General features: G+C 61.4%; 19 protein-coding genes. 11 read left to right on the top strand and 8 right to left on the bottom strand.

Going from position 1 to position 18,820, the window contains the following annotated elements:
- Window positions 1–14: 14 nt before the first annotated feature.
- From QEO92_RS11805 to QEO92_RS11815, 3 genes are read left to right on the top strand one after another with little or no spacing between them, the layout of a single operon-like run.
- Window positions 15–965, top strand: a complete 951-nt coding sequence (locus tag QEO92_RS11805) for a carbohydrate ABC transporter permease (protein ID WP_227703139.1) — start codon at window positions 15–17, stop codon at window positions 963–965.
- The gene (locus QEO92_RS11810) at window positions 955–1,815 is read left to right on the top strand and encodes a carbohydrate ABC transporter permease (protein WP_227703140.1); all 861 of its coding nucleotides are present in this window, start codon (window positions 955–957) and stop codon (window positions 1,813–1,815) included. The genes QEO92_RS11805 and QEO92_RS11810 overlap by 11 nt, the downstream gene beginning before the upstream one ends.
- 1 nt (window position 1,816) lies before the next feature.
- Window positions 1,817–2,557, top strand: a complete 741-nt coding sequence (locus QEO92_RS11815) for a tyrosine-protein phosphatase (RefSeq protein ID WP_227703141.1) — start codon at window positions 1,817–1,819, stop codon at window positions 2,555–2,557.
- A 10-nt stretch (window positions 2,558–2,567) separates the two neighbouring features.
- On the opposite strand, the gene QEO92_RS11820 is transcribed toward QEO92_RS11815, so the two are convergent.
- Both QEO92_RS11820 and QEO92_RS11825 read right to left on the bottom strand, forming a co-directional pair.
- Window positions 2,568–3,527 carry a S1C family serine protease gene (locus QEO92_RS11820; protein ID WP_227703142.1) on the bottom strand — a complete coding sequence of 320 codons (960 nt, stop codon included), beginning with the start codon at window positions 3,525–3,527 and terminating at the stop codon, window positions 2,568–2,570.
- A 100-nt stretch (window positions 3,528–3,627) separates the two neighbouring features.
- Window positions 3,628–4,425 (bottom strand): NAD-dependent epimerase/dehydratase family protein, encoded by a 798-nt coding sequence (locus QEO92_RS11825; RefSeq protein WP_227703143.1) that lies wholly within the window; start codon window positions 4,423–4,425, stop codon window positions 3,628–3,630.
- A gap of 185 nt (window positions 4,426–4,610) precedes the next feature.
- Here QEO92_RS11825 and QEO92_RS11830 point away from each other — a divergent pair, with 185 nt between their 5' ends.
- The 8 genes from QEO92_RS11830 to QEO92_RS11865 all read left to right on the top strand — a co-directional run bounded on the left by QEO92_RS11830 (window position 4,611) and on the right by QEO92_RS11865 (window position 12,776).
- Window positions 4,611–5,363: a FadR/GntR family transcriptional regulator gene (locus tag QEO92_RS11830; protein ID WP_227703144.1), complete on the top strand. Its 753-nt coding sequence runs from the start codon at window positions 4,611–4,613 to the stop codon at window positions 5,361–5,363.
- Window positions 5,364–5,437: 74 nt separating this feature from the next.
- Window positions 5,438–6,343, top strand: coding sequence for a 5-dehydro-4-deoxyglucarate dehydratase (gene kdgD, locus QEO92_RS11835; RefSeq protein WP_227703145.1), 906 nt, complete (start codon window positions 5,438–5,440; stop codon window positions 6,341–6,343).
- A gap of 4 nt (window positions 6,344–6,347) precedes the next feature.
- Window positions 6,348–7,484 (top strand): mandelate racemase/muconate lactonizing enzyme family protein, encoded by a 1,137-nt coding sequence (locus QEO92_RS11840; protein ID WP_227703146.1) that lies wholly within the window; start codon window positions 6,348–6,350, stop codon window positions 7,482–7,484.
- Complete coding sequence (locus QEO92_RS11845; RefSeq protein WP_227703147.1) at window positions 7,484–8,359, top strand: amidohydrolase family protein; 876 nt, start codon at window positions 7,484–7,486, stop codon at window positions 8,357–8,359. Before QEO92_RS11840 ends, QEO92_RS11845 begins: the two co-directional genes overlap by 1 nt.
- Window positions 8,360–8,413: 54 nt before the next feature.
- Window positions 8,414–9,388: a TRAP transporter substrate-binding protein gene (locus QEO92_RS11850; protein ID WP_227703148.1), complete on the top strand. Its 975-nt coding sequence runs from the start codon at window positions 8,414–8,416 to the stop codon at window positions 9,386–9,388.
- 85 nt (window positions 9,389–9,473) lie between these two features.
- Window positions 9,474–9,995 carry a TRAP transporter small permease gene (locus QEO92_RS11855; RefSeq protein WP_227703149.1) on the top strand — a complete coding sequence of 174 codons (522 nt, stop codon included), beginning with the start codon at window positions 9,474–9,476 and terminating at the stop codon, window positions 9,993–9,995.
- Complete coding sequence (locus QEO92_RS11860) at window positions 9,995–11,275, top strand: TRAP transporter large permease (RefSeq protein ID WP_227703150.1); 1,281 nt, start codon at window positions 9,995–9,997, stop codon at window positions 11,273–11,275. Before QEO92_RS11855 ends, QEO92_RS11860 begins: the two co-directional genes overlap by 1 nt.
- Before the next feature lie 67 nt (window positions 11,276–11,342).
- Window positions 11,343–12,776, top strand: a complete 1,434-nt coding sequence (locus QEO92_RS11865; RefSeq protein WP_227703151.1) for an aldehyde dehydrogenase family protein — start codon at window positions 11,343–11,345, stop codon at window positions 12,774–12,776.
- A 71-nt stretch (window positions 12,777–12,847) separates the two neighbouring features.
- On the opposite strand, the gene msrA is transcribed toward QEO92_RS11865, so the two are convergent.
- The 6 genes from msrA to QEO92_RS11895 form a co-directional block, all read right to left on the bottom strand.
- Entirely contained in the window at window positions 12,848–13,372 is a 525-nt protein-coding gene (gene msrA, locus QEO92_RS11870; protein ID WP_210053138.1) for a peptide-methionine (S)-S-oxide reductase MsrA, read from the bottom strand.
- An 85-nt stretch (window positions 13,373–13,457) separates the two neighbouring features.
- Window positions 13,458–14,639 carry a mandelate racemase/muconate lactonizing enzyme family protein gene (locus QEO92_RS11875; protein ID WP_227703152.1) on the bottom strand — a complete coding sequence of 394 codons (1,182 nt, stop codon included), beginning with the start codon at window positions 14,637–14,639 and terminating at the stop codon, window positions 13,458–13,460.
- Between the two features lie 9 nt (window positions 14,640–14,648).
- The gene (locus tag QEO92_RS11880) at window positions 14,649–15,560 is read right to left on the bottom strand and encodes a dihydrodipicolinate synthase family protein (RefSeq protein ID WP_227703153.1); all 912 of its coding nucleotides are present in this window, start codon (window positions 15,558–15,560) and stop codon (window positions 14,649–14,651) included.
- Complete coding sequence (locus QEO92_RS11885) at window positions 15,557–16,393, bottom strand: carbohydrate ABC transporter permease (protein ID WP_227703154.1); 837 nt, start codon at window positions 16,391–16,393, stop codon at window positions 15,557–15,559. The genes QEO92_RS11880 and QEO92_RS11885 overlap by 4 nt, the downstream gene beginning before the upstream one ends.
- A gap of 1 nt (window position 16,394) precedes the next feature.
- Complete coding sequence (locus QEO92_RS11890) at window positions 16,395–17,327, bottom strand: carbohydrate ABC transporter permease (RefSeq protein ID WP_052182712.1); 933 nt, start codon at window positions 17,325–17,327, stop codon at window positions 16,395–16,397.
- A gap of 205 nt (window positions 17,328–17,532) precedes the next feature.
- The gene (locus tag QEO92_RS11895) at window positions 17,533–18,804 is read right to left on the bottom strand and encodes an ABC transporter substrate-binding protein (RefSeq protein ID WP_227703155.1); all 1,272 of its coding nucleotides are present in this window, start codon (window positions 18,802–18,804) and stop codon (window positions 17,533–17,535) included.
- Window positions 18,805–18,820: the final 16 nt, after the last annotated feature.

Consider the following 18,820-nt stretch of genomic DNA (forward strand, 5'->3'; position numbering starts at 1 on the left):
TACGGACACGTGTCATGACCGATATCCAGGCCGATCTCGCAAGGCCGCTCGCCCTTGCGCCGAGTTCTCCGACGAAGCGCGAGCAAAACGTCTTCACCGTTCTACCCTGGCTTTACCTGGCCCCGGCACTGATCCTCCTGATGATGTGGACCTATGTGCCGCTGGTCGAGGCCTTCCAGCTTTCCTTCTACCAGTGGAACATGCTGCCGACCGCGCCGCAGCGCTATGTCGGCCTCGCCAACTATCAACGCCTGCTGGCGCTTCCGGAAATGCGAGCGGCACTCTGGAATACGCTCTTCTATATCCTCGGCCTCTTCCCCATGTCGGTGGTCATCCCGCTCTTTGTGGCGATCTGGACGCAGGATCTCACCGGCCGCGCCCGGACGGTCTACCGCGCATTGATCTTCGTGCCGATGATCGTAGCCCCGGTGGTCGCCGCCGTGCTCTGGCGCTGGCTTCTCAACGAGGACCAGGGGCTCGTCACGCTTGGCCTCGAACAGCTCGGTTTCGGCCGCATCGGCTTCCTGACCGATCCGAAATACGCGCTGGCGACCCTCACCTGGATCACCGGCTGGAAGCTGATCGGTTTCTCGACGCTGCTCTTTTCCGCCGCGAATGCCGGCATCAACCCCTCCTATATCGAGGCGGCCCGCATCGACGGCGCCACCGGCTGGGGGGTCATCCGTGATATTCGCCTGCCGCTCCTGTCGCCGACCATCCTGCTCCTCTCGATGATGACGATCCTCTTCGGCGCGCAATGGAGCTTCGCCTATATCAACGTCTTGACCAATGGCGGCCCGCTCAAATCGACCACCAACATCTTCTATCTGCTCTGGGAATACGGCTTCCAGACCCTGTCGGCCGGCTGGAGTTCGGCGGCCGGCATGATCGCCTTTGCCGGTTTCGCAGTCATCGCGGCGGGCTGCCTGTGGCTCATGAAGAGGTTTGCGGTCTATGACAATTGACGCTCGCGACAACCAGCCTCTTATGCCCCTTTCGCCGAATGAAGGGACCACGCGCAGGATCGCCGTGCATAGCATCATGATCCTGCTGTCGGCCCTGTCGATCTTCCCGATCTACTGGATGATCGTCACTTCGCTCCGGCCTGAGAACGAGATTTTCTCAACCCTGCCCTGGCCGTCGAACCCGTCTCTCGAAAACTACGTCTTCGTGCTGACCCGCATTCCGATGCTCCAGATGCTCGCCAACACCACGATCGTCGCGGCGGCGACGGCGGCGCTGCAGGTGCTCACCGGCCTGCTGACGGCCTATGCGCTGGTGCGTTGGCGCATGCGGCTTGCCGGTCTCGTACATGGCCTCATCGCGCTCTCCTGGCTTGTGCCCTTTCAGGTGACGATGATCCCGAACTACGTGCTTGCCTCACGGCTTGGCCTGCTCGACACGCTGACCGGCCTCGTCGTGCCCAATGCCGTGGCGGCCTTCGCGATCCTTCTGCTCTATCATTCCATGCGCTCCTTCCCGACCGAGATCCTGGAGGCGGCACGGATCGATGGGGCGAAGAGTTGGCGCATCCTCTGGCAGATCGTCACGCCGAACATGGGGGCGCCGATCGCCTCGCTTGCGATCATCGCCTTCATCTCGGCCTGGAACGAATATTTCTGGCCGCTGCTTCTCTCGCGCAAACCGGAAAACTCGGTCGTCCAGATCGGCCTGCAGATGTTCATGACCCAGGAAGGCAATCTCTGGGGGCCGCTGATGGCGGCCGCAGCACTCGCCAGCCTGCCGATCCTGGTCATCTACCTCATCCTGCAGCGTCACGTCATCGAATCCTTCATGAAATCCGGAATCCGCTGATATGCTTGCTTGCGAACGCCTGATCGCGCTGGAAGGCGCCCACAATGTCCGCGACCTCGGCGGCTATCCGACGGTGACCGGCAACCTGACCCGCTGGCGCTCCATCCTGCGCGGCGACGCGCTGCATCGCCTGGGTCCAGCGGACATCGGAATTCTGCTGGACCACGGCCTGACGACGGTCATTGATCTGCGCAACGCCCATGAACTCGCAACAGAGATCAATCCCTTCGCCCGACATGCCCAAGTGCGCTATCACAACACGCCGCTGTTTTCCGCGCTGGCGCCGGTGGAAATGATGGCGGATACCACATCGGGCTTCGACATGAGCGACCGTTACTGCCAGGCGATCGACGAATGCCGGCCGGCGATCGCCGAAGTGCTCGGGACGATCGCCAATGCGCCGGAAGGCACCGTGCTTTTCCATTGCAGCGCCGGCAAAGACCGCACCGGCGTTATCTCCGCCCTGCTGCTCGCCAATGCCGGTGTCGACGAGGCGAGCATCATCGAGGATTATGCATTGACGGCGACCATATCCGGCCCGCTCATCGGCCGGCTTCGGGAGCGCGCGCTCGGCCGCGGCGCGGCACCTGCCCTGCTCGATATCGTGCTGGCCTCGGAGCCGCGCAGCATGCGCCGGACTCTCGACCATATTCACACGAACTATGGCGGCATCCAGGGTTATATGAGCGCACTTGGCTTCGATCCGACCATGACGGAGCGGCTCAGGAATCGCCTGTCCTGAACCGGAGGCATCAGTTCTTGGGCCGCGCCGCGGGGACGAGCACCCGGCCGACGATCTGCGAATCGAGATCGTAGACGGAGATCTGCATCTCCTGGCCAATCCGCGTTCCGTCGAGCAAACGGATCAGGTCGTCTGCGCCCGCGACGGGTTGGCCGTCGATCGCCAGGATGAAATCGCCCTCCTTCAGACCCGCCCGATCGGCCGGACTGCCGGGATCGATACGACGGATACGCACCGTCGTTTCCTGCGTCATGCCCGCCTTCAATGCGATCCGACGCGGCAGCATGATCGTATCGACGACGATGCCGATGAAAGCGCGCCGCACATGGCCGAAACGCAGGATTTCGGACACCACGAAGTTGGCGGTGTTGGACGCGACGGCAAAAGCGATGCCCTGCGCGCCGCGAATCACCGCCGTATTGACGCCCACGACCTCGCCCGAAGCCGAAACCAGCGGCCCGCCGGAATTGCCGGGGTTGAGCGCCGCATCGGTCTGCACCACGTCTTCGATCAGCCTGCCGGTCGAGGCACGCATCGACCGGCCGAGAGCCGAAACCACGCCGCTGGTAACCGACCAGTCGAAGCCGAGCGGGTTGCCGATTGCGATCGCGATATGGCCGCGCCGCAATTTCTGGGAATCGCCAAGCCGTGCCCAGGCCTGTACGTCCATGTCGGCGCGCACCAGCGCGATATCGGTGTCCGGGTCGCGGCCGAGTACGCTGCCCTGCCCGACTGCACCATTCGCACTGCGGATGCGCACGGCCTTTGCATCGGCTACGACGTGATGATTGGTGATGATCAGGCCGTCCGGCGAAATGGCGAAACCCGATCCATGTCCCTGATCGCCAAGCCGCTCGATGCGGCTGACGGCGGGACCGACGCGGTCGACCGCACCGGCGACAGTCTCCGAATAGGCGTCGAGCAAGGCACCATCCTCAGGGACTGGAGGATTGATATCGATAAATCCCATGACAAGAACCCCGGAAAACACCCTCTCGGAAAGGAGAAGGTCGTAGAAGGAGCTGATGTGGTGGGTTCAGAGGCCGGAAACAAGAACCGGCAAGACCGGCTCAGTCCTCGGCAAAAATCGGATCCTCGACGAACTTGCCACCCTGGTAGACCGCCATGGCGGAAGTCGGCGCCGGCCGCTCTATGGTCGCTTCGAGTTCAGCGCGATAGATCTCGGCATTGTCCTTCGGCTTCCAGCCGAGATAGGCCGCATGGGAATTATCCCACCACTTGCTGTCATTGTTCGAAATGCCCCAGATGACAGGGCAGCCGAGCATCGGGGCTCGGAAGACGCAGCCGATCAGCGACACAAAATCGTCATAGGACATCCAGCCAGACAGCATACGGTGGTTGACCGGCTTTTCGAAGCAGCTGCCTATCCTGACAAGTGCTGTTTCCTGGCCGAATTTTTCGAAATACATGCGGGCCAGCGCCTCCCCAAAGCATTTCGAAACGCCGTAGAGACCGTCCGGCTTCATCGGAGCCTTGACATCGATATGTTCGTCCTGCCGGTAGAAGCCGACCACGTGATTGGAACTCGCAAACAGAATGCGCGGATGGCCGTGGACGCGTGCGGCCTCGTAGAGGTTGTAAAGGCCGAGCAGATTGGCATTGAGGATTTTTGAGAACTTGTCTTCGACGGAAATGCCACCGAGATGAAGGATGCCGTCACAGCCCTCGACCAGCTTCATGACTGCAGCCGCATCGCCGAGATCGCAGGTGACGAGCTCCTCATGCGAGGCTGCAGTGCCGAGATCGGCGATATCCGACAGGCGAAGCGTCTCGGCGAAACCGACAAGACGGCTGCGCATGGCGCGGCCGAGTCCGCCGGCTGCACCGGTGATCAAAAGTCTCTTCAAGAATCAATCCTCCGAAAGCGGCAGGGCAACCGCTGCAATTCAACTTATTCGTGACAAGTCGCATCACTTATCATACATGTCAATGAACACCGGTCAACAAGTCCGACACGGTTCGCCCTCTATGCTCAACTTGACATAGGAGCCAGTGCCATTGTGTCATGCGCCGCAGAGCAAGGAGAAGGCAGATGAGCGTTGAAACGAAAACCGATACCGGCAAGGGATCGAAGACGCTGGTCTCCAAGCTCGGGGATGTGTTGCGCCAGGCAATCACCGCCGGCCAGTTTCCACCGGGCTCGCGCCTCCCAAGCGAAGCGCAGCTGACAGAAGCCCACGGCGTCAGCCGCACGGTCGTGCGCGAAGCGATCGCCGCGCTGCGCGCCGACCGGCTCGTCGAAGCGCGTCAGGGCGCAGGCGTCTTCGTGCTGGAACCGCCCACCTCCGCCAAGGCGCCCATGCTGTCTTTGTCGAACATCGACCTTGCGCGCGTTTCCTCCATGATCGAGCTTCTGGAGTTGAGAACAGCCGTGGAAGTCGAGGCCGCCGGGCTTGCGGCCCTCCGCCGCTCTCCAGCCCAGGAAGAGGTCATCCTCGACCGTCACTACGCCGTCCGAGCCTGTCTGGAAGCCTCGCAGCCAACCAGCGAGGCCGACTTTGCACTGCACCTCGCCATTGCCGAGGCGACCAACAACCCCCGCTTCCGCGAATTTCTGACCATGATCGGCCGCAACCTCATTCCCCGCGCAGCCCTTCGCCCCGACGATTCGGAAACCGACCAAGCCGCCTATATCAAGCTGCTCGACGACGAGCACAACGCCATCGTTGCTGCGATTTCCAATGGCGACGAGGAAGGCGCGCGCGAGGCCATGCGGCGGCACCTGCGCGGCTCGCAACTGCGCTATCGGGCACTCCTCAGAGAGCTCAGGAAATCTGTAAGATGACTTGTTGACACAAGTCCGCACAATCTGTACGACAATTTTGTCTGGAGGAGACACTTACAGAGGAAATCCGCACTATGACGCCCGAAGAAATCAAGACGGTGCTCGGCGCCGGCCTTCTGTCCTTTCCCGTGACCCATTTCGATAAGGAAGGCCAGTTCCAGCCGGAAAGCTATCAACGCCATATCGAATGGCTGTCGGGTTTCGAGGCGCCGGTCCTGTTTGCCGCGGGCGGCACGGGCGAATTCTTCTCGCTCTCACCCGGCGAAATTCCCGGCATCGTCAAGGCGGCCAAGGAGGCTTCCGGCAAGACGGCAATCGTGTCCGGTTGCGGTTTTGGCACACATGTGGGTGTCGAGCTTGCCAAGGCCGTCGAAAAGGCCGGCGCCGATGGCATTCTGCTCCTGCCGCACTACCTTATCGACGCACCGCAGGAAGGTCTCTACGAGCATGTGAAGCGCATCTGCCAGTCGGTCGGCATCGGCGTCATGGTCTATAACCGCGACAATTCGGTGCTTCAGGTCGACACGTTGAAGCGACTCTGCGACGAATGCCCCAACCTTGTCGGCTTCAAGGACGGCACCGGCGATATCGGGCTCGTCCGGCAGATCACCGCCACCATGGGCGACCGGCTGATGTATCTCGGCGGCATGCCGACCGCCGAACTTTTCGCGGAAGCCTATCTCGGCGCCGGCTTCACCACCTATTCGTCCGCCGTCTTTAACTTTGTGCCAGGACTTGCGGTCGAGTTCTACAAGGCCTTGCGCGCCGGCAACCGCACACGCTGCGAGGAAATTCTGATAGACTTCTTCTATCCCTTCATGGCGCTCCGCAGCCGCCGCAAGGGTTATGCTGTCGCCGCCATCAAGGCCGGCGTGCGCCTGCAGGGCTTCGATGCCGGCAAGGTCCGCCCACCACTCGACGACCTGACGGCTGAAGAGGAGCAGATGCTCCTGAAGCTTATCGGCTCTCACAAGCGGTGACCCCATGAAGATCGCGTCGGTTCGCACTCATCTTCTCGAACATAAGCTCGATGTCGCCTTCGAGAGCGCCTCCATGCGCTTTGATCGCCGCGCGCATGTGCTCGTCGAAGTCGAGTGCGACGACGGCACGGTCGGCTGGGGCGAATGCTTAGGCCCTGCCCGGCCGAATGCCGCGATTGTTGCGACCTACGCAAACTGGTTGATCGGCGAGAATCCGCTCGAAACAGAGAAGATCTGGGCGCGGCTTTACAATGCATTGCGCGACCAGGGCCAGCGCGGTCTTGCCGTGACCGCTCTTTCCGGCATCGACATTGCGCTCTGGGACATCAAGGGCAAGCATTTCGGCGTGCCGGTATCGATCCTGCTCGGCGGTCGTTTCCGCGAGAGCGTCAGGGCTTACGCGACAGGCAGCTTCAAGCGTGACGGCGTCGACCGTGTGGAGGACAATGCCTCGGACGTCGCCCGTTATCGGGATGAGGGTTTTCACGCCACCAAGATCAAGATCGGCTTCGGTGTCGAGGAAGACTTGCGCGTCATCCGTGCCGTACGCAATGCGGCCGGGTCCGATATGCGGCTGATGATCGACGCCAACCACGGCTATGACGCAGTCGAGGCGATCAAGCTCGGCAACGCGGCCGCTGAATATGGCATCGACTGGTTTGAAGAACCTGTCGTGCCGGAACAGCTCGCCGCCTATCGCGAAGTCCGGGCCAGGCAGCCGATCCCGGTTGCCGGCGGCGAAACGTGGCATAGCCGCTGGGGCATGCGCGAACCGGTGGAAACCCGTGCCGTCGACATCCTCCAGCCCGATCTCGCCGGCGTCGGGGGCTTTACGGAGGCCAAGCGGGTCGCCGACCTCGCGGCGCTCCACGGCGTTCGCGTCGTGCCGCACGTCTGGGGTACAGCCGTCCATATCGCCGCCGCGCTGCAATTCATGGCGGCAATGATCCCGAGCCCGGTTCGCGTCAACCCGATCGAACCGATTCTCGAATTCGACCGTACCCACAATCCATTCCGTCAGGCGGTGATCAAAACGCCGATCGAACACGAGCGCGGCGTGGTCGACATTCCGAACGGCCCAGGCCTCGGGATCGAGATCAATCGCGACGCGCTCGCAGAATTCCGCATGGGAGACATCTGATGCTCGTCCGCACCCTTTCCGGCAATCCTCCCAAGACCAGGCTGCCGAAGGGCGCGGTCGATACACAGATGCATGCTTATCTGCCGGGCTTTCCCTCCCTGCCCGGCGGCCCCGGTCTTCCGGCGGGAGAACTGCCGACGCCGGCCCAATATCTCGAGCTGATGCGCTGGCTCGGTATCGAGCGGGTCATTGTCACCCAGGGCAATGCCCAGCAGCGCGATAATTCCAATCTCAACGCCTGCCTTGCAGAATTCGGTTCGATCGCCCGCGGCGTTTGTGTCATCGACAGCGCGACGTCGGAAGCGGAACTCGACCGCCTCTCTGCCGCCGGCAATGTCGGCGCGCGCATCATGGATTTGCCGGGTGGCGCCGTGGATTTGAGCGAGCTCGAAGCGGTCGATGCCAAGGCCGCCTCGCGGAATTGGATGATAGCGGTCCAGTTCGACGGCAGCCATATCCTCGATCATGAGGAGCGCCTCGGGAGACTGAAATCCCGCTGGGTCTTCGACCATCACGGCAAGTTCTTCTCCGGCGTAACGCCCGACAGTCCGCAGATCGACGCCGTCAAGCGGCTGATCGACGGCGGCAACTGCTGGTTCAAGTTCGCCGGCGTCTATGAATCTTCGAAGGCTGGCGGCCCGGATTATGCCGATGTCGCAGCCGTTGCTCGCGAAATCGCCAAATACGCACCGGAACGCATCGTCTGGGGCACCAACTGGCCGCACAATCTTGCCCGCGAACAGGCAGATTACCCGGATGACGCGGCACTGACCGACACGGTGCTTGGCTGGCTTCCGGACGAAGCGGCACGCTATCGAGCCCTCGTGGAAAACCCGCAAGAGCTTTACGGCCTTCCGGGCTGGAAGCCGGAATAGCCGAACCTTACCGGAGCAGAGCGCTTCGGAATCTTTTTATCAGAGGAGGAAGACATGAAACTCACCAAAATGCTGGGCTTGGCGTTTGGCCTTGCGCTGGCTGCGACCACCGTCCATGCGCAGGAGATCACGCTGCGCTCCGCCGATATCCATCCGGATGGCTATCCGACCGTGGATGCAGTGAAATATATGGGTGAGTTGGTTTCTCAACGCACCAACGGCCGCATCCAGATCCAGGTCATGAACAACGCCGTCCTCGGTCAGGAAAAGGATACGATCGAACAGACCCGCTTCGGCGTCATCGACATGAACCGCGTCAACGCTGCGCCGTTCAACAACCTCGTACCGGAAACGACCGTCCTCGGTCTTCCTTTCCTGTTCCGCTCCACCGAGCATATGCACAATGTCGTGGACGGCCCGATCGGCGACGAAATCCTCAAGGCTTTCGAGCCGCATGGCCTGATCGGTCTTGCCTATTACGACTCCGGGGCGCGTTCGTTCTACACGACCAAGAAGCCGATCGAGAAGCTTGCCGATCTCAAGGGCATGAAGATCCGCGTTCAGCAGTCCGATCTCTGGATTGCCATGATGGAGGCTTTCGGCGCCAACCCGACCCCGATGCCGATGGGCGAAGTCTATTCCTCTCTGGAAACCGGAGTTGTCGACGGCGCCGAAAATAACTGGCCGTCCTATGAATCGGCGCGTCACTACGAGGTGGCCAAGAATTACACGCTGACCGAGCATTCGCTGAACCCGGAAATCCTGGTCATCTCGAAGCTCTCCTGGGACAAGCTCTCGCCGGAAGATCAGCAGATTGTCCGCCAGACCGCCAAGGATTCCGTCGGCAAGATGCGTGAATTGTGGACTGCCCGCGAAAAGTCGTCCGAAGAAAAGGTCCGCGCCGGTGGCGCAAATGTCATCAAGGTGAACAAGGACGAGTTCGCCGCGGCAATGAAGCCGGTCTACGACCGCTTCGTGACAGATCCGAAAATGAAGGATCTTCTGCAGCGCATCCAGGACGTGAAGTAATCCAGAACTGAAGGCCGGCTCTCAACATGAGGGCCGGCCTTTTGCATGCCGGCGGTCAGCCGACAGCTGGCAAGGAGGAAGGACCATGAGGAATTTCATGCTGACTATCCGACCCGTTCTGGGCGTGCTCAGCCGTTTATCGCTTTACATCGCCGGTCTCGGCATCGTCGCAATGACTCTCATCGTCGGTTGGCAGGTCTTTGGCCGCTACGTCCTGAACGACTCGCCAAGTTGGTCTGAACCGCTCTCGCTCTACCTCATGTCGTGGTTCATTATGCTGGGTGCCGCTGTCGGTGTGCGGGAAAGCGTGCACCTTGGGCTCGATATCGTGCGCTATGCCATGCCGCCGGCGATTCAGAAGGCCATGGACCTCATAAGCCTCGGCCTGATCGTGTTGTTTGGCATTGGCATGACCTATTATTCGGCGCTGCTTGCAATCGGCACCTGGTCCGCCACGATTCCGGTTCTCGGCTGGCCGGGTGGCACCGATTTCTTCCCCATGATCGTCGGCGGCGCGATGATCGCCCTCTTTTCCCTCGAACGTTTCGTCGACGTCGCGATCGGCGAAGAAATCCCGGCTGATATCGTTGTTCAGGAGGCCGTGTGATGGCCTATGCTATTCTTTTCGGGTCCTTCACGGCCCTCATGCTGATCGGCATGCCGATCGCCTTTTGCCTCGGCATCGCTTCGTTCGCAACCGTGCTCTACCTGGGTCTGCCGCCGATCGTCGTCTTTCAGCAACTGAATTCCGGCATGAATGTCTTTGCGATGATGGCGATCCCGTTCTTCATCTTCGCCGGCGACCTGATGGTGCGCGGTGGCATCGCCAACCGGCTTATCCGCTTTGCGGCAGGCCTCGTCGGCCACCTTCGAGGAGGCCTGGGCCAGGTCAACATCGTCGCCTCGACGCTGTTCGGCGGGATCTCCGGCTCTGCCGTCGCGGATGCTTCCGCCGTCGGCGGACTGATGGTTCCGCAGATGGCAGCACGCGGCTATGACAGGGATTACGCGGTAAACGTGACGGTAAATGCCGCGATCATCGCGCTGATGATCCCGCCATCCCACAACATGATCCTTTATTCCATCGCAGCGGGCGGCAATGTTTCTGTTGCCGATCTCTTCACGGCCGGAATTGTACCGGGCCTGCTGCTTGCGGCCGCGCTGATGGTGACCGCCTATATCGTGGCACGCCGCAAGGGGTATCCATCCGAACCCTTTCCGGGTATCGCGCGTCTGGGCTACTATCTCCTCGCGTCCTTTCCCGGCATCCTCCTGATCGGCATCATTTTCGGAGGAGTCCGCTCCGGCGTTTTCACGGCGACGGAAAGTTCCTGCATTGCGGTCCTTTACGCCTTTCTCGTCGCCATGCTTGTCTACCGGGAGCTCGATTGGGCAGGATTCATCGAAGCGGTGATGGGCGCAGTGCGCACCACTGCCATGGTCCTGCTCGTTATCGGTACCGCCGCCTCTTTCGCCTGGCTGATGGCCTTCCTGCAGGTGCAGACGCTGATGATCGGCACGATCCGCGCCATATCGGACAATCCCATCATCGTGCTTCTCGTCATCAACATCGCGCTTCTGATTCTCGGCACCTTCATGGATATGGCGCCGCTGGTCATCATCTCGACACCTGTCCTGCTGCCGGTCGTCAAGGCGTTCGGCGTGGACCCGGTGCATTTCGGCGTCGTCATGATCCTGAATGCCGGCATCGGTTTGAATACGCCGCCTGTCGGAACGGTGCTGTTCGTCGGCTGCGCTGTCGGCGGCATTACGATCCGTGAAGCAATGCGAACGATCTGGCCTTTCTTCGGCGCCAGCATCGCTGTACTGATGGCGGTGACTTACATCCCGACTCTTTCGCTCTGGCTGCCGAGCCTGTTCAGATAAGCGCGAAGCATATCATTTCCTGCCGGTCCCGCCCCAGGCGGGGCCTTTCACATGAAAGGAGAGGTCCATGACCATCTACCAGAACTTGATCGCCGGCGAATGGGTCGGCTCCGAGGCATCGAAGAACATCAGCCCGTCGGACACCAATGACGTGGTGGGCATGTATGCCCAGGGCAGCGCGGAAGACGCGAAACAAGCGATCGCCGCCGCCAAGGCTGCTTTCCCGGCCTGGTCGCGCTCCGGCATTCTCGAGCGCCACGCGATCCTCAGAAAGGCCTCCGACGAAATCCTCGCCCGCAAGGAAGAGCTCGGCGCACTTCTCGCCCGCGAGGAAGGCAAGATCCTTCCCGAAGCGATCGGCGAAGTCACTCGCGCCGCCCAGATCTTCGATTTCTTCGCCGGCGAAGCGCTGCGCCTGACCGGCGAAGTGGTCCCCTCCGCCCGCCCGAACATCGGCGTCGAGATCACCCGCGAACCGCTCGGCGTCATCGGCATCATCACGCCGTGGAACTTTCCGATCGCCATTCCGGCCTGGAAGATCGCGCCGGCGCTCTGCTACGGCAACACCGTCGTCTTCAAGCCGGCCGATCTCGTGCCCGGCTGCGCCTGGGCGATCGTCGACATCCTGCACCGTGCCGGCCTGCCGAAGGGTGTCCTCAATCTCGTCATGGGCCGCGGCTCGGTCGTCGGGCAGGCGATGCTCGACAGCCCGGACCTCGCCGGCATCACGTTTACCGGCTCGACCGGCACGGGCAAGCGCGTCGCCATGGCCTCGATCGAACATAACCGCAAGTTCCAGCTCGAAATGGGCGGCAAGAACCCGATGGTTGTTCTCGATGACGCCGATTTGAACGTCGCCGTCGAAGCCGCCGCCAATTCCGGCTTCTTCTCCACCGGCCAGCGCTGCACCGCCTCCTCGCGTCTCATCGTGACGGAAGGTATCCACGACAAGTTCGTGGCGGCTCTGACGGAAAAACTGAAGACGCTGAACGTCGACAACGCGCTGAAAGCCGGTACCCATATCGGCCCGGTCGTCGACGACAAGCAACTGAAGCAGGACACCGATTACATCAAGATCGGCAAGCAGCAAGGCGCCAGGCTCGCCTATGGCGGCGAGGTCATCAAGCGCGACACGCCCGGCTTCTATCTGCAGCCGACCCTCTTTACCGAGGCCACCAATCAGATGCGCATCTCGCGCGAGGAGATTTTTGGACCGGTCGCATCGGTCATCCGGGTGAAAAACTATGAAGAGGCCTTGGCCGTCGCCAATGACACGCCGTTCGGCCTCTCGGCCGGCATCGCTACGACGAGCCTGAAATACGCGACCCATTTCAAGCGCAACTCGGAAGCCGGCATGGTGATGGTCAATCTGCCGACGGCCGGTGTCGATTTCCACGTGCCGTTCGGCGGCCGCAAGGCTTCCTCCTTCGGTCCGCGGGAGCAGGGCAAATATGCGGCCGAGTTCTTCACCGTCGTGAAGACTGCATACACGCTCGCCTGATAGGATCGGCTCAAACAAAAGGCGCTGCCGTCGCGAAACGGCAGCGCCTTTTCTTGTTCGGATATGACCGGCTATTCAGCGGCAGCGACGCTGGAGCGCTTCGGCAGCTTCCAGTTCGGGCGCGGGAAATGGCAGGTATAGCCGTTCGGATAGCGCTCCAGATAGTCCTGGTGCTCCGGTTCCGCCTCCCAGAAATCGCCGACCGGCTCTACTTCCGTCACCACCTTGCCCGGCCACAGACCGGAGGCATTCACATCGGCGATCGTGTCTTCTGCGATACGCTTCTGTTCATCACTGACATAGAAGATTGCCGAACGATAGCTCGTTCCGATGTCATTGCCCTGGCGGTTCCTGGTAGTCGGATCGTGGATCTGGAAGAAGAACTCCAGGAGATCGCGATAGCTCGTCTTGGCCGGATCGAAGATGATCTCGATCGCCTCGGCATGGGTGCCGTGATTACGATAGGTCGCGTTCTGCACGTCGCCCCCGCTATAACCGACGCGCGTCGAGATCACGCCCGGCATACGTCGGATCAGGTCCTGCATGCCCCAGAAACAACCGCCTGCCAGGACGGCCCGTTCGGTAGTCGTCGTCATGCTTTCCTCCTTCGGTTTGGGATTTGCCCCTAAAATGGCGCTCCGCAGGCGGAAATTCAATGTCGTCTTGCCAGTGGGGAGGCAGTCACCGCCGGATGGCGAACTCGAACACTTCTTCCTTCGGCTCGACGCCGAGGCCGACGCCGGTTGGCACGACATAGGTGCCCTCGCCTGACGCCATGTCGCCTCTCGTATAGGTAAGGTTCCGGTCGAAGATCGAGTGCTGGTACTCGTGATAGGGCACGCTCTGCAGCGCCGACGCGGCCTGCAAGCTGGCCGCCATGAAGATGCCGACGCTGATCGAAGCATGCGGCATGATGTTCATGTGAAAAGCCTGCGCCATCTGGCCGATGCGGATGAATTCCGTGATGCCCGTATGGCCCATTTCCGGTTGCACGATGCTCATGGCACGCGCCTCGAAGCGCGGCCGGTATTCGTAAGTGGTCCGCAGCTCCTCGCCGAGTGCCAGCGGCACGCCGATGCCGGCCGCAACCCGCGCCTGGCCTTCGAGATTTTCCGGCTGCACCGGCGCTTCCGCGAAATAGAGATTATAGGGCTCCAGACGGCGGATGATGCGGATCGCCTCGCCCGCCTCGAACTTCCAGTGCAGGTCGACCATCAGGTCGATATCCGGGCCGACGGCCTCGCGCAACGCCGCCATCTCCTTGACGATATCCTCTTCGGAAACCACCGCCGCGAACTTGATGCCCTTGTAGCCCTTGCCGACCCAATAGGCAGCAAGATCGCAACGCTCCTTCAGCGTCGCCTTCGGAAGGCCGGAGACATAGGCGCGTATCGCGTCATGCCGCCGTCCTCCGAGCAGCGTCGAGACCGGCACACCGAGATTCTTGCCCGCGAGATCCCAGAGTGCAATGTCGACGCCCGCCAGCGCATCGAGATAGTAACCGCCGAAGAAGCCACGCACCCGCATCAGGTCGTAGAGATCTTCGTGGATGACCGCCGCATCGCCCGGATCACGGTCGATGATGACCGGCCCGAGCACGTCGTCGATGATCGCCTTGGTCGCCTCGGGAGCCACGATGCCGTAACACTCGCCCCAACCGATCTTGCCGCTTTCGCCGATCACCTTAATGAGCAGCGTCATATCGGTCGAGGGATAAATGGTGCGGTTGCCCTTGCGGATCAGATAGCCACGCTCGTTGATCGCCTCGCCTTCCTTCAGCGGTCCGAGATAGGGCACTTCGCGCGGAATGGAGATGATGAAAGTCTCCACCGAGACGATCGCATCGACGACGTTTTTCGGCATGGTCCCGGCTCAGTTCGGTTTATGATTGGTATAGGGCAGATCGGCCTCGGCCAGAAGCAGCGCCAGTTCCTTGGCGTCGCCCTCGTCGAATTTCGGCCCCTTGCCGCGCACGAACGTGTGCTTGATGACACCACGGCGCCGCAGCACTTCCTTGGTCATGCGCATGCGAAAAATCGCCTGGAAGTTCAGGAGCGGCAGCGAGACGTTGTAGAGTTTTCGCGTGGTCGCGACATCGCCCTTCTGCCAGGCATGGATCATCTGGGCATGGATATCGGCAAGCTCGGCGGCCGGCATGGTGCCGGCAGCACCGCGCGCCAGTTCGTCGGTAATGTAGCGCCCGCCGGCCCCGCCGAAGATCGCATCCAGCGAACCGTTGGCGGCCGCCTTGATGCGGGTGAGATGCTGGCCGCAGGGGGCGGTCTCTTCCTTCACGTAGCGGATTTCCGGCACGGCGTTGGCGATCGCCGCCACCTCTTCCGGCGTCAGTCCCGCCCCGATCGGCTTCGGCTGGTTCTGCAGCATGATCGGCACGCCGGCATTGGCCGCCACCTCTCTGAAATAGGCCGTCTGTGCCGCAATATCGTTGCCGAGCGACAACGGCGCCATAACCATGGCTGCCGCTGCCCCGATCTCGGCCGCCTGCGCCACGTGCTTAGCCGCCGCCTTCGGATCCGGATCGCTGGCACCGATGATGATCGGAACACGCCCGCCGATCCGTTCCGCCAGCAGTTCTACCTGCCGCTTGCGTTCCTCGGGCGTCAGCGTATCCACCTCGCTCGCAACACCCGGATAAACGACGCCGTCGACATCGCTTTCGAGCGCGAAGTCGATGATCGACCGAAAGTCCTGTTCATCGATCGAACCGTCATCGCGGAATAACGTGGGAAGAACGGGGAAAGCTCCGGCTAAAGGTTTGGTCATTTGACTGCTCCGGCGGTGACGCCTTGAATGAAGTAACGTTGGAGGAACATGAAGGCCGCAACGATGGGTGCGGATGCGATCAGCGATGCCGCCATGGCGCCGCCCCAGTCGGAATTGACCTCGTTGAGGTAGGTGAGAAGCAGGCCCGGCCCGATCGTGCGCTTGTCCTCCGAGACGATCAGCGTCATCGAATAGAGAAGGTCGTTCCAGGACCACATGAAGGAATAGAGAAAAACGGTGACGATCGGCGGGATCGAGATCGGAATGACGATCGTGTGGAAGATGCGGAGATCGCTTGCGCCGTCGGCCCGAGCGGCGTCGATCAACTCGTCCGGCACCTGGGAGAAATAGCTGTAGAGCATATAGGTCGAGACCGGCAGCGCAAAGACGATGTAGCTCAGGATCAGCCCCGGTCGCGTATCAAGCAGGTTCAGTTCGCTCATCAGCGGATAGATGGAGATCAGCAGCAGACCGAAGGGAAACATCTGCGCCGACAGCATGAACAGCATCACCGGCTGCCGGCCGATATAGCGGTATTTGGCAAAGCTTAACCCGGCATAGAGCGCCAGCAGCGTGACCAGCGCTGCACTGCAGGTCGATGTGATCAAGCTGTTCATCAGGTACATCGGCAGCTTGCCGGCAGTCAGCGCCCGGATGAAATGTTCGAGACTTGGCACAGTCGGGAACGGCGTCGGCACGACCTGATAAAGTTCGGCATTCGCCTTCAGCGACGAGATCACCAGCCAATAGAGCGGGAAGAACAGGAAGAAGCCGATCACCGCGAGAGCAGCGAAGAAGACGATCCTTGCGGAGCGTGAGGAGAGGTCGAACATATCAGTTTCCCTTCACAAGCATGCGCAGATAGAGGAAGGCCGGCGGCAGCAGAGAAGCGACCCATAGCACGCCGACGGCGGAGGCATAACCGATGTCCCATTGCTCGAAGGCCCGGCGATAGACCTCGACGGAAAGCACCGTCGTCGCCCGCACAGGACCGCCGCCGGTCAGCGCGTAGACGGTGTCGAACTGCTGCAGATTGCCGATCACCCCGAGCACCACGACGATGATCAGCACCGGGCGCAGATGCGGCAGGATATGGTCGCGCAGAACTGCAAAGTTTCCGGCGCCGTCGACCCTGGCCGCATCGATCTGCTCCTTGTCGAGATTCTGCAGCCCGGCGAGGAAGAAGGACATGAAGAGGGGGATGGAGAGCCAGACCTTGGTCAGCACCACCGCGAGCATGGCGCCTTGCGGCGTTGAGAGCCAGGCCTGCGGGAAATCGATGAGGCCAAGTTCCATCAGGAAGGCGTTCAGCACACCGTAGCGTGCGTTGAAAATCCAGCCCCAGACGAAGGCGCTGACCGTCGAGGGCAGAACCCAGGGCAACAGCGACAGCGACCGCAACACGCCACGACCGGCAAAGGGCTGGTTCATGATCAGCGCCCAGCCGAGTCCGGCAACCAGCGTGCCGAGCGTCGTCAGCGTCACGTAGATCGCCGTCGTCCAGAAGGCCGCCCAGACATCCGGATCGCTCGCGATTTTCGCGAAGTTCTCGAAGCCGATATAGCGTGGCTCCATCATCTCGACGGTGAATTCGAAGAGCGACAGGCCGAGCGCGGAAAGGAACGGATAGAGGATGACCACCGAGAAGGCCATCGCCGCCGGCAGGAGCAAAAGGAGACCCATCCGGCTCTGCCCGGCTTTCAAGCCTCCCCGGTTCGCATGCGGTGAGACCGGATAGGCTTCGAGATTGTTTTCGATCACGGCCATGAGGTCATTTCCTGTTGGTCTTGTATCTGGCTGCCAGCGGGTTGCGCATGAAGCGCCCCTCATCCGGCGGCCGCCACCTTCTCCCCGCTCGCGGGGAGAAGGACATATGCCGCATTGTTTCCATCGTTCTCCAGCGCCGCTCGGAGCACGTCCCCTCTCCCCGTAGTCGCGGAGAGGGTTAGGGTGAGGGGCAAACCCCGGGCAACTATTCCGACTTCTTGGCCTTTTCCATGCTGGTGGTCAGACGCGCCTGCATCGACTTGACAGCATCGTCTATGGACTTCTGGCCAAGCAGCGCGCCCTGCACTTCCTCTCCGATGATCTGCGTAAGCTCCGCCGCATTCGACCAGATGCCGACCTCGTTGCGGCGGGCATCCCCCGTCGCCGCCGACCAGTTCTTGAGATAGGCGTCACTGGCAACCGCCTCGCGTGCGGACTTGGTGACCGGCAGCGCGCTCATCTTCAGCGGAAGGTCCGTCTGCACCTTGTCCGAAAGGAGGTACGTCAGGAACTTGTCGGCCGGATCATCCGCCTTGGCTTTGCCGCCGGCCGCGAACTGCACCAGGAGATGGCCCCATTGAACAGACACCGGCTTGTCGCCCGCCTTCAGAACCGGCGTCGGCATAGGCAGGACATTGGCGTCGAATGCTTCCCCTTTACCGGAGAAATCGCGAAGGAAGGTGCGGGTCTGCGGCGCGTCGAGATAGAAGGCGGAGGCGCCCTGCGCCATCAGGCGGCGAGAATCCGGGCGATCGATTTCCGGAGCGGCCAGGCGATCCTTCATCAGGCTGACCATGAAGTTCAGCGCGTCGCGGCTCTGCTGGCTGTCGACCACGACCTTGCCGGCGTCATCGATAATGCGGCCACCGTGGACCCAGTTCCAGACCATGAAGTCGATCAGGATCGAACCATTGTTCTTGGTCGCCATCGTGTAGGGGACCGAGTTCGGCACCTTGTCTCGCACCGCAACGAGCGCCTTTTTGAAGTCGTCGATGGTCTTCGGCGCTTCGTTGATGCCGGCTTTGGCGAGCACTTCCTTGTTGGCGACCATGCCGATCGAACCGGACAGAAGCGGCACAGCCAACTGCTTGCCGTTGATATTGCCCATGGCGAGCGCATCCGGTGCGAAGGCGGCTTCGAGCTTGTCCTTGCCGTAGACCGTGTTCAGGTCGACCAGATTGTCGAGGCTTGCGAAGGTCGGCAGCCAACGTTCGGAGAGCTGGGCGATATCGGGTAACGTCTTGGAGCGGGCGCGCAAAAAGATGTTCTTCTGCATGTCGCCCCAGGCGAAGCCGAGCGGCTCGACCGTCAGCTTGTCCGTCTTCTGGAAATCATCCAGGACGCCCTGCACGATCGCCTTGTTGGCCTCCTCCGCATAGGTAAAGCTCATGAAGCTCAAATCGGCTGCCTTGACGGCACCGGTACCGAGCGCAAGCGCGATCGCCGCGGTACCGATCAGTCTGGTTATGCTGTTCATCAGATCCTCCCAATGA

It is taken from the genome of Neorhizobium petrolearium, from assembly GCF_029854435.1.
GTDB classification, from domain to species: Bacteria; Pseudomonadota; Alphaproteobacteria; order Rhizobiales; family Rhizobiaceae; genus Neorhizobium; species Neorhizobium petrolearium.

Coding starts and splice junctions, on each gene's coding strand:
- QEO92_RS11885 (WP_227703154.1), bottom strand. CDS start 16,393: ATGTTCGACCTCTCCTCACGCTCCGCAAGGATCGTCTTCTTCGCTGCT.
- QEO92_RS11865 (WP_227703151.1), top strand. CDS start 11,343: ATGACCATCTACCAGAACTTGATCGCCGGCGAATGGGTCGGCTCCGAG.
- QEO92_RS11850 (WP_227703148.1), top strand. CDS start 8,414: ATGAAACTCACCAAAATGCTGGGCTTGGCGTTTGGCCTTGCGCTGGCT.
- QEO92_RS11855 (WP_227703149.1), top strand. CDS start 9,474: ATGAGGAATTTCATGCTGACTATCCGACCCGTTCTGGGCGTGCTCAGC.
- QEO92_RS11890 (WP_052182712.1), bottom strand. CDS start 17,327: ATGGCCGTGATCGAAAACAATCTCGAAGCCTATCCGGTCTCACCGCAT.
- QEO92_RS11805 (WP_227703139.1), top strand. CDS start 15: ATGACCGATATCCAGGCCGATCTCGCAAGGCCGCTCGCCCTTGCGCCG.
- kdgD (WP_227703145.1), top strand. CDS start 5,438: ATGACGCCCGAAGAAATCAAGACGGTGCTCGGCGCCGGCCTTCTGTCC.
- QEO92_RS11815 (WP_227703141.1), top strand. CDS start 1,817: ATGCTTGCTTGCGAACGCCTGATCGCGCTGGAAGGCGCCCACAATGTC.
- QEO92_RS11810 (WP_227703140.1), top strand. CDS start 955: ATGACAATTGACGCTCGCGACAACCAGCCTCTTATGCCCCTTTCGCCG.
- QEO92_RS11880 (WP_227703153.1), bottom strand. CDS start 15,560: ATGACCAAACCTTTAGCCGGAGCTTTCCCCGTTCTTCCCACGTTATTC.
- QEO92_RS11860 (WP_227703150.1), top strand. CDS start 9,995: ATGGCCTATGCTATTCTTTTCGGGTCCTTCACGGCCCTCATGCTGATC.
- QEO92_RS11830 (WP_227703144.1), top strand. CDS start 4,611: ATGAGCGTTGAAACGAAAACCGATACCGGCAAGGGATCGAAGACGCTG.
- msrA (WP_210053138.1), bottom strand. CDS start 13,372: ATGACGACGACTACCGAACGGGCCGTCCTGGCAGGCGGTTGTTTCTGG.
- QEO92_RS11840 (WP_227703146.1), top strand. CDS start 6,348: ATGAAGATCGCGTCGGTTCGCACTCATCTTCTCGAACATAAGCTCGAT.
- QEO92_RS11875 (WP_227703152.1), bottom strand. CDS start 14,639: ATGCCGAAAAACGTCGTCGATGCGATCGTCTCGGTGGAGACTTTCATC.
- QEO92_RS11820 (WP_227703142.1), bottom strand. CDS start 3,527: ATGGGATTTATCGATATCAATCCTCCAGTCCCTGAGGATGGTGCCTTG.
- QEO92_RS11845 (WP_227703147.1), top strand. CDS start 7,484: ATGCTCGTCCGCACCCTTTCCGGCAATCCTCCCAAGACCAGGCTGCCG.
- QEO92_RS11895 (WP_227703155.1), bottom strand. CDS start 18,804: ATGAACAGCATAACCAGACTGATCGGTACCGCGGCGATCGCGCTTGCG.